12 protein-coding genes and 3 tRNA genes are annotated in these 12,500 nt (G+C 74.8%); 3 read left to right on the top strand and 12 right to left on the bottom strand.

The window, feature by feature from the left end:
* Positions 1-11: 11 nt before the first annotated feature.
* Complete coding sequence (gene leuC / locus OG767_RS07830) at positions 12-1,454, bottom strand: 3-isopropylmalate dehydratase large subunit (protein ID WP_405092809.1); 1,443 nt, start codon at positions 1,452-1,454, stop codon at positions 12-14.
* A 49-nt stretch (positions 1,455-1,503) separates the two neighbouring features.
* Here leuC and OG767_RS07825 point away from each other — a divergent pair, with 49 nt between their 5' ends.
* Complete coding sequence (locus tag OG767_RS07825; RefSeq protein WP_091084913.1) at positions 1,504-2,190, top strand: IclR family transcriptional regulator; 687 nt, start codon at positions 1,504-1,506, stop codon at positions 2,188-2,190.
* Positions 2,191-2,269: 79 nt separating this feature from the next.
* Here OG767_RS07825 and OG767_RS07820 read toward each other — a convergent pair.
* The 4 genes from OG767_RS07820 to OG767_RS07805 form a co-directional block, all read right to left on the bottom strand.
* Positions 2,270-2,342, bottom strand: a tRNA-Glu gene (locus tag OG767_RS07820).
* A 164-nt stretch (positions 2,343-2,506) separates the two neighbouring features.
* Positions 2,507-2,579: transfer RNA gene (locus OG767_RS07815), tRNA-Glu, on the bottom strand.
* A gap of 75 nt (positions 2,580-2,654) precedes the next feature.
* Positions 2,655-2,726: transfer RNA gene (locus tag OG767_RS07810), tRNA-Gln, on the bottom strand.
* Positions 2,727-2,832: 106 nt separating this feature from the next.
* A complete protein-coding gene (locus tag OG767_RS07805; RefSeq protein WP_405092808.1) occupies positions 2,833-3,636 on the bottom strand; it encodes a fumarylacetoacetate hydrolase family protein in 804 nt (267 codons plus the stop codon).
* A 171-nt stretch (positions 3,637-3,807) separates the two neighbouring features.
* On the opposite strand from OG767_RS07805, the gene OG767_RS07800 reads away from it, so the two are divergent.
* Positions 3,808-5,238: a hypothetical protein gene (locus OG767_RS07800; RefSeq protein WP_405092807.1), complete on the top strand. Its 1,431-nt coding sequence runs from the start codon at positions 3,808-3,810 to the stop codon at positions 5,236-5,238.
* A gap of 33 nt (positions 5,239-5,271) precedes the next feature.
* A complete protein-coding gene (locus tag OG767_RS07795) occupies positions 5,272-6,153 on the top strand; it encodes a 3-methyladenine DNA glycosylase (RefSeq protein ID WP_405092806.1) in 882 nt (293 codons plus the stop codon).
* 152 nt (positions 6,154-6,305) lie between these two features.
* Here the strand turns inward: OG767_RS07795 and OG767_RS07790 are convergent, their stop codons facing one another.
* The 7 genes from OG767_RS07790 to OG767_RS07760 all read right to left on the bottom strand — a co-directional run bounded on the left by OG767_RS07790 (position 6,306) and on the right by OG767_RS07760 (position 12,322).
* A complete protein-coding gene (locus tag OG767_RS07790) occupies positions 6,306-7,445 on the bottom strand; it encodes a cellulose binding domain-containing protein (RefSeq protein ID WP_405092805.1) in 1,140 nt (379 codons plus the stop codon).
* 117 nt (positions 7,446-7,562) lie between these two features.
* Positions 7,563-7,988: an alternative ribosome rescue aminoacyl-tRNA hydrolase ArfB gene (gene arfB / locus OG767_RS07785; protein WP_107156148.1), complete on the bottom strand. Its 426-nt coding sequence runs from the start codon at positions 7,986-7,988 to the stop codon at positions 7,563-7,565.
* Positions 7,989-7,997: 9 nt separating this feature from the next.
* Entirely contained in the window at positions 7,998-8,294 is a 297-nt protein-coding gene (locus OG767_RS07780) for a hypothetical protein (protein WP_405092804.1), read from the bottom strand.
* A gap of 88 nt (positions 8,295-8,382) precedes the next feature.
* Entirely contained in the window at positions 8,383-9,243 is an 861-nt protein-coding gene (locus tag OG767_RS07775) for a S1C family serine protease (RefSeq protein WP_405092803.1), read from the bottom strand.
* 48 nt (positions 9,244-9,291) lie between these two features.
* Complete coding sequence (locus OG767_RS07770) at positions 9,292-10,251, bottom strand: VWA domain-containing protein (protein ID WP_405092802.1); 960 nt, start codon at positions 10,249-10,251, stop codon at positions 9,292-9,294.
* Positions 10,248-11,276 carry a DUF58 domain-containing protein gene (locus OG767_RS07765; RefSeq protein ID WP_405092801.1) on the bottom strand — a complete coding sequence of 343 codons (1,029 nt, stop codon included), beginning with the start codon at positions 11,274-11,276 and terminating at the stop codon, positions 10,248-10,250. The genes OG767_RS07770 and OG767_RS07765 overlap by 4 nt, the downstream gene beginning before the upstream one ends.
* Positions 11,273-12,322: an AAA family ATPase gene (locus OG767_RS07760; RefSeq protein ID WP_405092800.1), complete on the bottom strand. Its 1,050-nt coding sequence runs from the start codon at positions 12,320-12,322 to the stop codon at positions 11,273-11,275. The genes OG767_RS07765 and OG767_RS07760 overlap by 4 nt, the downstream gene beginning before the upstream one ends.
* Positions 12,323-12,500: the final 178 nt, after the last annotated feature.

Genomic DNA, 12,500 nt, shown 5'->3' with positions numbered 1-12,500 from the left:
CGGCTGCCCTTCTACAGGTCGGCGGGGGCGGCCAGCCGGCCGACCACGGCGGTGGCGGCGGCGACCGGCGGGGACACCAGATGGGTACGTCCGCCCCGGCCCTGGCGGCCCTCGAAGTTGCGGTTGGAGGTCGAGGCGGAGCGCTCCCCCGGCTTCAGCGTGTCGGGGTTCATGCCGAGACACATGGAGCAGCCGGCGAACCGCCACTCGGCGCCGGCGTCGGTGAAGACCTGGTGCAGCCCCTCGATCTCGGCCGCCTCGCGGACCGCGGCGGAGCCGGGGACCACGAGCATGCGTACGCCGTCGGCGACCCGGCGCCCGCGCAGCACCTCGGCGGCGGCCCGCAGGTCCTCCAGCCGGCCGTTGGTGCAGGAGCCGACGAAGACCACGTCCACCGCGAGGTCGCGCAGCGGCGTGCCGGGGGTGAGGTCCATGTACTCCAACGCCCGGCGGGCGGCCACCCGCTCCGGCTCGGTGCCGAACTCCTCCGGGTCCGGCACGGCCGCGCCCAGCGGCACGCCCTGACCCGGGTTGGTGCCCCAGGTGACGAACGGGGTGATCCGGCCGGCGTCCAGCGTCACCTCGGTGTCGAACGTCGCGCCGTCGTCGGTGGGCAGCGTCCGCCAGAACTCCAGCGCCGCGTCCCAGTCGGCCCCCTGGGGCGCGTGGGGCCGCCCCTTCAGGTACGCGAACGTGGTCTCGTCCGGCGCGATCATGCCCGCCTTGGCGCCCCACTCGATGGACATGTTCGCGATCGTCATCCGCCCCTCCATGGAGAGGTCCCGGATCGCCTCGCCCCGGTACTCGACGATGTGGCCGCGCCCGCCGCCGGTGCCCACCTGCGCGATCAGCGCGAGCACCAGGTCCTTCGCGGTGACGCCGGGGGCCAGCTCGCCGACGACGTTCACGGCCATCGTCCTCGGGCGGGCCTGGGGCAGCGTCTGGGTGGCCAGCACGTGCTCCACCTCGCTGGTGCCGATGCCGAACGCGAGCGCGCCGAACGCGCCGTGGGTGGCGGTGTGCGAGTCGCCGCAGACGATCGTCATGCCCGGCTGGGTGAGGCCGAGCTGCGGGCCGATGACGTGCACGATGCCCTGGTTCTCGTCGCCGAGCGGGTGCAGCCGCACGCCGAACTCGGCGCAGTTGCGGCGCAGCGTCTCGATCTGGGTGCGGGAGGTGGGGTCCGCGATCGTGAGCAGGTCGCCGCGCCGGGAGCGGAACGCCGGGTCGTCGTACCCGGTAGGGGTGTTGTGGTCCTCGGTCGCGATGGTCAGATCGGTCCGGCGGACACCGCGACCGGCCAGGCGCAGGCCGTCGAACGCCTGCGGGCTGGTCACCTCGTGCAGCAGGTGCAGGTCGATGAAGAGCAGGTCCGGCTCGCCGGCGGCGGAGCGGACCACGTGCGCGTCCCAGACCTTCTCGGCCAGGGTCCTCGGTTGAGTGACTCCCACCATCTGGACATCCTAAATTCTGGGAGGTAAATTTCGGCTTGTGGGACACAGTATGAGCGGTGTCGGCGTTCTCGACAAGGCGGTGGTCATCCTGGCCGCCTGTGTCGACGGCGCCAGCCTGGCCGAACTCGTTGAACGCACCAAGCTGCCCCGGGCCACCGCGCACCGGCTGGCGCAGGCGCTGGAGATCCACCGGATGCTGGTCCGGGACACCCAGGGCCGATGGCGCCCCGGGCCACGCCTGGGCGAGCTGGCGAACGCGGCGCCGGATGTGCTGCTCACCGCCGCCGAGCCGCTGCTCGCCGCGCTGCGCGACGCCACCGGCGAGAGCGCCCAGCTCTACCTGCGCCGCGCCGACGAGCGGATCTGCGTGGCCGCCGCCGAACGCGCCAGCGGCCTGCGGGACACCGTCCCGGTCGGTTCGGTGCTGCCGATGGTCGCCGGCTCGGCGGCGCAGATCCTGCTCGCCTGGGAGCCACCCGAGGCGGTCATGCCGCTGCTGCCCCGCTCCAAGTTCACCGGCCGCACGCTGGCCGAGGTGCGCCGGCGCGGCTGGGCGCAGAGCGTCGCCGAGCGGGAGGCGGGCGTGGCGAGCGTCTCGGCCCCGATCCGCGACCGCACCGGCCGGGTGATCGCCGCGATCAGCATCTCCGGCCCGATCGAGCGCCTCGGCCGCCGCCCCGGCGAACGCCACGCCATGGCCGTCGTCCGGGCCGGCCAACGCCTCTCCGGCCTCTGACCCCCGCCGGGCGCGAGGATCCCGGCGAAACGGCGAACGGCCCGCCTCGCGAGAGCGAGACGGGCCGTTCGGTGAGCTGTAGCCCCGACCGGATTCGAACCGGCGCTACCGCCTTGAGAGGGCGGCGTCCTGGGCCACTAGACGACGGGGCCAGGCACTTTTTCCTGCTTCACCGCCCTCGCGGGCGGTGCGGGAGTAGTCTAGCGGCACCGCTTCCGGCACCGCTGCGGGGGGTCGCCCCCGCGAGACGGCCGAGCACACCGGGGCCGAACAGCAGAACAGCCCGCCCCGAGAACGGGACGGGCTGACGGTGCTGTAGCCCCGACCGGATTCGAACCGGCGCTACCGCCTTGAGAGGGCGGCGTCCTGGGCCACTAGACGACGGGGCCAGAACTTTTCGTGCACTCCGACAGTGGCAACTGCCGGAATCCAGCGACCGGGATTCTCACGAACCCTCGGCTGCGCTGGGGTACCAGGACTCGAACCTAGACTAACTGAACCAGAATCAGTCGGGCTGCCAATTACCCCATACCCCATTGGCCCCTTGCGGCGCCGGGAATGAACTTTACCCTCCCGCCGCCAGCAGGCCAAATCCAACCCCCCGAACCGCACCTGAGCTGCGGAAACAAGGCATCGGGCTGATCAGGCGACCGGAACGACCGGGTTGCTGAGTTCCCCGATCCCCTCGATCCGCACGGTGACCGTATCCCCCTCGGTGAGCGGGCTAACCCCCGCCGGAGTACCGGTGAGCACCACGTCGCCGGGCAGCAGCGTCATCACGTGCGAGATGTACGACACCAGACCCGGCACGTCGAACACCATGTCCTTGGTCCGGCCGAGCTGGCGCACCTCCATCTCCTCCGGATCGCGTCCCACCTCGCAGCGGACCTCCAGGTCGCGGACGTCCAGCCCGGTGGTGATCCACGGCCCGATCGGGCAGAACGAGTCGAAGCCCTTGGCCCGGGTCCACTGCCCGTCGGTCCGCTGGAGGTCCCGAGCGGTGACGTCGTTGGCGCAGGTGTAGCCGAAGATGGCCCGTTCGGCGGCGGCCCGGTCGGCCCGCCGCGCGCCGGGGGCGCCGATCACCACGGCGAGTTCCGCCTCGTGCTCCACCTGCTTGGAGAAGATCGGCAACCGGATCGCGTCCCGGGGGCCGATCACCGAGGTGGACGGCTTGAGGAAGAGCAGCGGCTCCTTCGGCACCTCGCTGCCGTGCTCGGCGGCGTGCTCGGCGTAGTTGCGACCGACGCAGACCACCTTGCTCGGCAGGATCGGCGACAGCAGCCGGACGTCGGAGAGCGCCCAGCGGGCGCCGGAGAACTGGATCTGCCCGAACGGGTGGCCCTCGATCTCGGCGATGGTCAGGCCCTGCGGCCCGGCCTCCGGCTCGCCCTCGACGACCCCGAACGACATTCCCTTGGCATGAGCGAAACGAGCGATACGCACCGGGCCAATCTATCCCGCGCCGGCCGGCCAGCCGCCGGACACCGGCAGGTGATCCCCGCCTCGACCGGTGCGCCAGGATACGCCGGGTCCCGCCGACCGGGAGGAAAATGCCGGCTTCGTACCCGCCCGGCGGGCCCCGGCCCATAGCTTCGGGTCCGGAGGTTCGTTGGTATGCCTGCATCGAGACGACACCACAGGACCCTGGCCGTGCTGGTGAACTGCCTCGGCGTGCTCGCCGCCGTGCCGGCGCTGCCCCCGGCGGCGCCCCGGGCGGTCGCCGCGCCCGCCCGGTCGGCCCCGCCACCTGCCCTGGCCGCCGCGCCGGTCGGCCCGGTGGCGGCGGCCACCCCGATCCCGACCGGCGTGCCGGCGGTGCCCCCCGCGGTGCCGACCACCGGCCCGGCGCCGGTGCAGCCGTCGATGCCACCGGTGAGCGTGGCCGTCGGCGCCGCCGGCACCCCGGCGCCGGGGTACCGGATCGAGGTCCGCAACGCCGGCCCGGCGCCGGTCGAGACGATGGTCCGGCAGGAGCTGCCGACCGGGTCCCGGGCCACCACGGTCACCGGTGGCGGGCAACGCACCGGCCCGGTCGGGGCGACCACCGGCGAGGTGACCTGGCGGCTGCGCCTGCCGGCGCGGAGCACCACCACGCTGCACACCGCGCTCGCGGTCACCGGCCCGGACCGTTCGGTGACGGCTCCCGCCTGCGTCTACGGCACCGACGGCACCCGCCCGTACGACTGCGCCACGGCGACCTGGGTGGGCGCGGCCACGGCCCCGACCGCGCCGGCGACCGCCGCCCCGGCCTGGCGCCGCCCGCCGGTGCTGCTGGCCGCGCTCGCCGCGCTGCTGGTGGTCGTCGGCGGAGTGCTCGGGTGGGCGGTGTGGCGCCGTCGTCGGGCCGCCGGGACGCGCGGCGGCACGACCCGGACCGGCGACGACGTGCCCACGGCCGGGACGCGGCCGACCCGGGACGGGGTGCCCACGGGCGGCGGCCCGGGCCCGGCGGCGGACCGCGGGACCGTCTACCCGCGCCCGGCGCTGCCGACGCCCACCGTCCGGCGTCGCCGACCGCCGGTCTGGTTGACGGTCGGCGTGGCGGCGGCGGTACTGGCCGGCGTGGTCGGCGCGGCGGCCTGGACCGCCACCCAGCGGGTAGCCGCGATGGACACCACCAAGCAGCCGACCAGCGGCGCCTGGGTGGGCAGCAGCGTGACCGGAGCGCTCGGCGTACCGCTGCGCGAGACCGCGTTCGAGTTCACCGTCTACCGGGTGAGCTGCGGCGCGGGCGTGGTGCCGGCGGCGCCGGCCGGCGGGCGGCCCTGCCTGGCCACGGTCGGCGTGCGCAACCTCACGTCGGAGCAGCAGACCTGGCACGGGCAGTTGCAGCGCGCGTACCTGCCGAGCGGCAACTGGGTGGCCGCGGACGAGGACGCCACCCGGGTGGCGAACCTGGGCCGGGACGTGTTCGCCCAACCGGTGGCCGCCGGCCGGCGGGTGCTGCTGCCGCTGGTGTTCACCGTGCACGGGGCCGAGCCGCCGAAGCAGTTGGAGCTGCGCAGCGGCGTGTTCTCCGCCGGCGTGCGGGTGGACGTGGACTGACCGGGGGCCGGGCGGCGGTCGTACCCTGGGGGCGTGACCGCCGCCCTCGCCCCCGCCGCCGTGCTCGACGCGGCCGACTGGCGGGCCCGCCGGCGCGACCACGAGGATCGGGTCGACGCCTGGCTGACGCCGCACCTGGCCCGCCGCCGCACCGGCGTGAAGCACCCGGTGGAGGACTTCCTCTTCACCTACTACTCGCACCGGCCGGCCCAGCTGCGCCGCTGGCACCCGGGCGCGGGCGTGGTGCTGCGCGACGCCGACCCGGCCGATCTCGGCCCGGACTACACCGCCGGCGCCGCCGGGCTCACGCTCGACACCGACCGGGTACGCGCCCGCCGCGCCGAGTCCATCGCCTGGATCCGGACGCTGCTGGCGGCGACCGCCTCCCGTCCGGCGCACCTCGGCTGCTTCGGCATGCACGAGTGGGCGATGGTCTACCGGCAGACCCAGGAGCAGGTGCGACACAACTCCTGGCCGCTGCGGCTGAGCCCGGCGGCGACCGCGGCGGTGGTCGAGGAGCGCGGCGTGCGGTGCAGCCACTTCGACGCGTTCCGCTTCTTCACCGCGCCGGCCCGGCCGCTGAACGTGCTCCAGCCGACCCGGGAACGCCAGCACGCGCTGGAGCAGCCGGGCTGTCTGCACGCCAACATGGACCTCTACAAGTGGGCGTACAAACTCTCCCCGCTGGTGGCCTCGGAACTGGTGGCCGACTGCTTCGCGCTGGCGCGGGAGATCCGGACGCTGGACATGCGGGCCAGCCCGTACGACCTGGCCGACCTGGGCCACCCGCCGGTGCGGGTGGAGACGCCGGAGGGCCGGGCCGAGTACGCCGCCACCCAGCGCGGGTTCGCCGAGCGGGCCGCCGGCCTGCGGGCCCGGCTGCTGGCCGCGCTGGACCACGTCGTCCCGGCCTGAGACCCGGCGCCGGGCGTGTCGCGTGCCGGGGGCAGGTCCGCTGCGAGCCGTATACCTCCTGGTCATAAATATGCCCAGGAGGTATACGAACGCCACGCAATGCGCTTCTCCTCCCCGTCACTCCGGGTGATCAGCGAGGCGAACCACGACCGTCAGCCCAGCGTGCAGGCCGGCAGCGGCGGCGGGTTCGGGACGGCGCCGTTGGCCAGCAGGCCGAACGTGGCCTCGGCGCCCGGGGCGAGCGCGCCGTTCCAGGTCGCGCTCCGGGCGGTCACCGCGGTCCCGCCCTGCGCCACCTGGGCGCTCCACGCCTGGGTGATCTGCTGGCCGCCGGTGAGCGCGAAGCGGACCACCCAGGAGGGGATCGACACGGCGCCGGTGTTGCGGACCGTCACCTCGGCCTGGAAGCCGCCCGGCCACTGACCGGCGATGCGCCAGGTGGCCGTGCAGCCGCCGACCGTGGGCGTCGGCGACGGGCTGTCGGTCGGGTGCGTGGGCCCGGTCGGCGTCTGGCTGGGCGTCGGCGAGCTGGTCGGGGTCGGGGTCGGGGTCGGCGAGGTGGTCCCGCGCAGCGCGGCGGTCAGCGCCGGGTACCACCGGTCGGACATCTTCTGGTCACCGGCGGCGTTGGGGTGCACCCCGTCGTACGTGTCGGTGGCGGTGTTGAAGCCGGTCCACTGGTCGACCACCACGATCGGCGAGGCGGCGGTGGTCTTCCCCGCCACCCAGCCGTCGATGGCGGCGTTCAGCGCCACGGTCCGCTGCCCGCACTCCGGGCAGCTCGCCGGGTTCATCGGGATGATCTTCGCGACCAGCACCCTGGTGGCCGGGTTGGCGGCCCGCATCTGGTCCACCAGCTTCGAGTACGCGGCCAGGATGGTGCTGGGCGCGATGTTGCTCCACACGTCGTTGGTGCCGAGGTGCATGAGCACCACGTCGGGGTGGGTGGCGGCGAGCCAGCCCGGCAGCAGGTTCTGGTTGGCGATGTTGGTCGCCAGGTAGCCGCCGTGCCCCTCGTTGTCGCCGTCGTAGGGCACGCCGCAGCCCTGGGGGCCGAGCGTGCCGACGAAGTCGACGTCGGTGTAGCCGGTGGACTGGAGGCGGTTCCAGAGCACGGCCCGCCAGCAGCCGGGCGACCCGGTGATCGAGTCGCCGAGCGGCATGACCCGGATCGGGGCGACGGCCGCGGCGGCGGCCGGTGGGGTGACGGAGACGAGGGTGAGGCCGAGGGCGAGGACGGGCAGCAGCGCGGCGACCGCGGTCAGCGCGGCGCGCAGGCGGGTTCGGGACATGCGTACGGGACTCCTGTCACGTGACGATGGTCGGTGACGGCCCTGACGCTCCCGTACGCATTGAAGCGCTTCGACGCCTGCGTTTCAACCCCCGGGGTGGCCGGACAGGGCGGGCGGTCAGTCGCCGTCCACCCGGCGGTCGCGCTTGCGCTGGGACTGCCGCTTCTTCTCGGCCAGCCGGCGTTCCTTCGCGCCCCGGGACGGACGGGTCGGCCGGCGCGGCTTGGGCGGCGGGGCGACCGCCTCGCGCAGCAGCGCGGTCATCCGCTCCCGGGCCGCCTCCCGGTTGGCCAACTGGGCGCGGTGCTCGCTGGCGGTGACCGTCAGCACGCCGTCGACCAGTCGGCCGGCGAGCCGGCCCAGGGCCCGCTCCCGCAGCGCGGGCGGCACGCTGGGCGAGCCGGCCAGGTCGAAGCTCAACTCCACCCGGGAGTCGGTGGTGTTGACGCCCTGCCCGCCCGGCCCGGACGACCGGGAGAACCGCTCGCGCAGCTCGGCGGCGGGCACCACGAGCCGGTCGGTCACCCGCAGTCCGTCGTCCACGCCCCGAGGCTAGCGCCCCGGACGGTGGCTCGGGGTCGGGGTGCCGGTCGGGGCCGGACCGGCCCGCTCCTGACCGGCGCCGGACGCCGCGTACGCGGCGGCGCCGACCAGCAGCAGGGCGATCACGGCCAGCTTGACGGCCACGCCGCGAATCGCCGCCCAGGCGTTGCGCCGCGCGCCCGGCACGCTGGTACGGACCGTCCGGTAGTCCTTCCAGCCGCGCTTGGCACGGGCGTACGACGCGCCGACTCCGGCGCCGATGACCAGGCCCACCAGGAGGAGGGCCGCGATGACAGCTTGCTCCACCTCCGCCAGTATCCATACTCAGCGTAATATTTCCATGGCCCGATGGTCCCACGCCGGATATCCGACAGTTCCGGCTTGTCCGCGCAGCTCAGCCGCCCCGGCCGATGATCGTGTCGGCGGTCTGCTGCACCTGGTCGATCGGGATGGCGAAGCCGATGCCGATCGAGCCGTTCCCGTCGATGGTGGCGATGGCGGTGTTCACGCCGACCACCTCCCCGCGCGCGTTCACCAGCGGCCCGCCGGAGTTGCCCGGGTTGATGGAGGCATCCGTCTGCACCGCGGTGTGCCGGCCGTTGCCGATCCGGACCTGCCGGTTGAGCGCGCTGACGATACCGGCGGTGACCGTGCCGGCGAGCCCGAGCGGCGAACCGACCGCGAGCACCGGCTCGCCCACCCGGGTCCCGTTCGGCTTCGCCAGCGGCAGCGGCGGCAACCCGGCCGACGCGGGCACCTTGAGCACGGCCAGGTCGCTGTCCGGCGCCCGGCCCACCACCTCGGCGGCGATCCGGCGCCCGTCCGAGGTCTCCACCGTCACCGGGCCGGCGCCGCCCCGGGCCAGGATGTGGTCGTTGGTGACGATGTGCTGCTCGTTGTCGATGGCGAAGCCGGAGCCGGACGCTCCCGCGCCGGACTTCCCGCCGACCATCACCGACACCACCCCGGGCACCGTCTTGCCGGCGGCGGTGACCAGTTCGGCCGGCACCGGCGCGGCGGAGGCCGCGGACGGGCCGGGTGCGCCCCGGTCGGCCGCCCAGGTGCCGGCCGCCGCGCCGGAGACGGTGGAGAGCGCCACCACCGCCGCCGCGCTCAACAGCCGGCCCGACCAGCTCCGTCGCCCCGCCGGCCGGGCGGATCCGGGTACGCCGTCGGGACCGCGTCCGTCCGGGTCCAGCTCCGGGGAGACGAACCACGGGCCGCGCGGCTCGCCGAGTCCGGTCTGCACTGCCATGCCTGGCTCCTCACGTGTCGTGCGTCGTCCGGTCCGGATGTGTGCGGGTCAGGGCAGCCGGGAGAACCACCGCAGCGAGCCGGCGGCGGCGCCCATGGCCAGGACCAGCCCGAACCCGATGAAGCGGGCCGAGATGTCCTGCCGTTGGGTGCGGTAGCCGACCGAGGTGCCGATGTCCTCGTAGACGTCCTTCAGCTCGCGGCTGGTCGACGCCTCGTGGAAGCCGCCGCCGGTCGCCTCGGCGACCGCCTTGAGCGTCTGCCCGTCCACCGGCACCTGGATCGCCCGGCCGCCCCGGTCCACCGACCCGCCGGGCGTGCCGAACGAGATGGTGTGCACCGGCACCTTGGCGGCCACCGCCTGGTCCGCGGCCTCCATCGGGTCCGTCCCGGAGGTGTTCGCGCCGTCGGAGAGGATGATGATCCGGGCCGGCGGCGGGTTCTTGGCGGCGCTGGCGTCCAGGCTCTTCACCGCGCCGAGCGAGGTGCTGATCGCCTCGCCGATGGCGGTGCCCTGCACGCCGGTGATCCCCTCGGCGAGCCGCTGGATCCCCTCGTGCAGCGCCTCCCGGTCGGTGCTCGGCGGCACCAGCACCGCCGCGCTGCCGGCGAACGCGACCAGGCCGACGTTGAACTCGTCCGGCAGCCCGTCGACGAACTTCCGGCCGGCTTCCTTGGCCGCGGTGAGCCGGTCCGGGTCCACGTCACCGGCGAGCATCGAGGTGGAGACGTCCACCGCGACCATCACGGTGGCCCGTTCCCGGGGCACCCGCACCTCCGCCTCGGGCCGGGCGAATCCGACCACCAGCAACGCCAGCATGGCGAGGAAGAGCCCCGCCGGCACGTGCCGGCGCCAGGCCGGCCGGCGCGGCGCGACCCGGTCCAGCAGGCGCAGGTTGGTGAAGCGGACCGCGTACCGGCTCTGCCGGCGCTGGCGCACCAGGTAGCCGGCGACCAACGCGGCGACCAGGAGCAGCAGCCAGAGGCGCGCGGGTGACTGCCAACTCATGCCGCACCGCCCCGGGCGGCGGCCGGCGCGGTGGCCAGCCGACGCTGCTCGTGCACGTGCCGGACCACGTCCGCGCACCAGTCCCGGTCGGTGCGCAGCGTCAGGTGGGTGGCGCCGGCCCGGCGCAGGGCCCGACGCACCTGGTCGCGCTGCCCGGCGGCGGCGCGCGCGTACCGCTCGCGCAGCACCGGGTCGCCGGTCCACACCTCGCGGTGCCGCCCGCTCTCCGGGTCGACCAGGGTGATCAGCCCGACGTCGGGCAGCTCCAGCTCGCGCGGGTCGGTCACCTCCACGGCGAGCACCTGGTGCCGGACCGCCAGCCGGCGCAGCGCGGTCGCCCACGGCGGGGTCGCGTCCGGGTCGTCCGGCAGGTCGTCGAGGAAGTCGGAGACCACCACCACCAACCCGCGCGAGGTGGCGACGCGCTGCACCCCGACCAGACCGTCGGCCAGGCCCGGCGTCGGGGCGTCGGAGCCACCGTCGGCCCGTCCGGCCGCGCGCGCGGCCGGCCGCTCACCGGTACGCGGGGCGTCGAGCAACGCGCGGAGCAGCCCGAGCAGATGGGTCCGACCGCTGCGGGGCGGGAACCGGCGCAGCCCGTCCGGGGCGAGCACCTGGGCGCCGAGCCGGTTGCCGACGCCGGCGGTGAGGAAGCCGACGCAGGCCACCGCCGCCACCGCCAGTTCGCGTTTGTCAAGTGTGGACGTGCCGTACTCCATGCTGGGGCTGGCGTCGACGAGCAGCCAGGTGGTCAACTCCCGGTCGGCGTCGACCTCCCGCACGTGCGGGACGGTGGTGCGGGCGGTGACCGCCCAGTCCATCCGGCGTACCTCGTCCTCGCCGGGGCGGTACTCGCGGCTGCCGGCCGCCTCGCTGCCGGGGCCGGGCAGCAGGCCCCGGTACCGGCCGTGCAGCAGGCCGTCGAGCCGCCGGGTCACGGTCAGCTCCAACCGGCGCAGCCGCTGGTCGGGAGCGAGGTCGGCGAGGCCGGGACCGGCCGGCGCGGGAGCGGTGCGGCGGGTCACGCCGCCGCCAGGTCCGCCGCCGCCGGCGCGGGTCCGGTCACCAGCCGGGGCGGGGGCACCGCCTCGACCAGCCGGCGCACCAACTCCTCGCCGGTGACCCCGTCGGCCACCGCGTCGAAGGAGAGCACCAGCCGGTGCGCCAGCACGTCCACCGCCAGGTCCCGGATGTCCTCGGGGAGCACGTAGTCCCGGCGGTGGATCAGCGCGTGCGCGCGGGCGGCGGCGACCAGGCCGAGCGTGGCCCGGGGGCTGGCCCCGTACGCCAGCAGCGGCGCGACGTCGGGCAGGCCGAAGCGGCCCGGGTCCCGGGTGGCGAGGATGAGCCGGACCACGTACTCGGCGAGCGCGTGGTGGACGAAGACGTCGGCGGCGCGGCGTTGCAGCTCGCGCAGCCGGACCGGGTCCAGCACCGGGCGCGCGGTGGGTCGCTCGGTGCTCATCCGGTAGAGGATGGCCAGCTCGTCGGCGTCGCTCGGGTAGTCGACCACGACCTTCATGAGGAACCGGTCGCGCTGCGCCTCGGGCAGTTGGTAGACGCCCTCCGACTCGATCGGGTTCTGCGTGGCCAGCACCAGGAACGGGTCGGGCACCGGCCAGCTCCGTCCGGCGATGGAGACCTGCCGCTCGGCCATCGCCTCCAGCAACGCGGACTGCACCTTGGCCGGGGCGCGGTTGATCTCGTCGGCGAGCACCAGGTTCGCCATGATCGGGCCCAGCTCCACGTCGAACGCCTCGGTGGAGGCCCGGTAGATCCGGGTGCCGACGATGTCCGACGGGACCAGGTCGGGCGTGAACTGGATCCGGGAGAACGTGCCGCCGACCACTGTGGCGAGTGTCTGCGCGGCCAGCGTCTTGGCCACTCCCGGCACGCCCTCCAGCAGGCAGTGACCGTCGGCGACGAGCGCGGTGAGCAGGCGGTCGACGAGCCGATCCTGCCCGACGATCACGCGTTTGACCTCGAAGAGGGTCTGGTCCAGCTCGACGCCGCTCGCGTCCGCATCGACCGGGCTGGGCACGCTGGCCAGGGTGTCCGAGATGTCCGTCACGGTGCTTGCTTCCCGGGCCGGACGGCCGACAAACGTCGGATTATCCGGCCCAGGCCGGTCCGGTCCGGGCCGGACCGGGAGGACCTCCCCGACCGGGCGGGAACGGCGCGAAGCGGCGTCCGGAGCCCCGGACCGGGACAGAGCGCGACATCGGCCCCCGCCGTGGCGGGGGCCGATG

Source organism: Micromonospora sp. NBC_01392, assembly GCF_045040125.1.
Lineage (GTDB): Bacteria > Actinomycetota > Actinomycetes > Mycobacteriales > Micromonosporaceae > Micromonospora.
Note: the sequence above shows the minus strand (reverse complement) of the source record. Positions and strands in the feature narration are given on the sequence as shown.

What these genes read in the sequence shown, in the direction of transcription:
- leuC (WP_405092809.1), bottom strand. Translation starts at nt 1,454, where the DNA reads ATGGTGGGAGTCACTCAACCGAGGACCCTGGCCGAGAAGGTCTGGGAC.
- OG767_RS07790 (WP_405092805.1), bottom strand. Translation starts at nt 7,445, where the DNA reads ATGTCCCGAACCCGCCTGCGCGCCGCGCTGACCGCGGTCGCCGCGCTG.
- OG767_RS07825 (WP_091084913.1), top strand. Translation starts at nt 1,504, where the DNA reads ATGAGCGGTGTCGGCGTTCTCGACAAGGCGGTGGTCATCCTGGCCGCC.
- OG767_RS07800 (WP_405092807.1), top strand. Translation starts at nt 3,808, where the DNA reads ATGCCTGCATCGAGACGACACCACAGGACCCTGGCCGTGCTGGTGAAC.
- OG767_RS07775 (WP_405092803.1), bottom strand. Translation starts at nt 9,243, where the DNA reads ATGGCAGTGCAGACCGGACTCGGCGAGCCGCGCGGCCCGTGGTTCGTC.
- OG767_RS07770 (WP_405092802.1), bottom strand. Translation starts at nt 10,251, where the DNA reads ATGAGTTGGCAGTCACCCGCGCGCCTCTGGCTGCTGCTCCTGGTCGCC.